The sequence below is a fragment of the Amycolatopsis sp. H20-H5 genome (assembly GCF_035828755.1).
Classification (GTDB): Bacteria; Actinomycetota; Actinomycetes; order Mycobacteriales; family Pseudonocardiaceae; genus Amycolatopsis.
In genome coordinates this window covers 1-933 of the sequence record NZ_JAYMZS010000291.1, presented here as the reverse complement: position 1 = coordinate 933, position 933 = coordinate 1, and the positions used below count along the sequence as shown (strand labels likewise).

The following is a 933-nucleotide window of genomic DNA, read 5'->3' as shown; positions in this document are numbered from 1 at the left end:
TAGGGCGTGTCCCGTGGATCTTGATCTTTGGATGCGATAGACCGTTTTTGTGCTTGATCGACACGATTTAACCGAGGAGGAGTGGGCCCGGCTGGAACCGTTGCTGCCGGATCAGACTCCGCGGCGGGGTGGACGGTGGGTTGATCACCGGATGGTGATCAACGGGGTGTTCTGGCGGACCCGGTGCGGGTTGCCATGGCGGGATGTGCCGTCGGTCTTTGGGCACTGGAAAACAATCTACAACCGGCATCGTCGCTGGTCAGCCGACCTGACGTGGGAACGGATCCTGGCTGAGCTGCGCCGCGGTGGCGACGTGGCCGAAGGTCGGGACTGGATGGTCGGGGTCGATGCCGGGGTGGTCCGTGCCCACCAGCACGCCGCCGGTGCCCGGCATCTGCCTCCTGCTGATGTCGCCCCGGAGGTTCTCGCGCCGGTGGATCTGGACACAGGGGGATGGGTCGAATTCCAAGAAATTGGCCGTTACACCGAGCCGGGAGTCACTGGGGCGGTCCCGAGGTGGGGTGACGTCGAAGATTCACCTGGCCGCAGACTCCCACTGCCGTCCGATCTCGCGGGTCACCTCGGCTGGTCATCGCCACGACTCGCTGGCTTTCGAATCGGTGATGGCAGGGATCAAGATCCTGCGTCGTGGCCGTGGGCGGCCTCGGACCAAGCCTGGTCATGTGTTGTGCGACAAGGCGTATTCCAGTCGGGGTATCCGGTCCTACCTGCGGCGACGGGGGATCGTCGCGACCATTCCCGAGCCCGCCGACCAGAAGAAGAACCGGTCGCGCCGTGGCCGCAACGGTGGTCGTCCACCGGCATTCGACCCAGAGTTGTACACGCAGCGCAACGCTGTCGAGCGGGCGATCAACAAACTCAAGAACCATCGAGCGGTGGCCACTCGGTATGACAAGCGTGACTACATGTTCC

Annotated in this window: 1 protein-coding gene; it reads left to right on the top strand. The window is 64.0% G+C overall.

Annotation, left to right across the window (positions count from 1 at the left end; genetic code table 11):
- Positions 1-49 precede the first annotated feature (49 nt).
- A protein-coding gene (locus QMK34_RS48210) for an IS5 family transposase (RefSeq protein ID WP_442785380.1) occupies positions 50-933 on the top strand; the annotation gives its coding sequence in 2 pieces (ribosomal slippage) (positions 50-495 and positions 494-933; 886 coding nt annotated over the 2 pieces). This gene is flagged as partial in the annotation.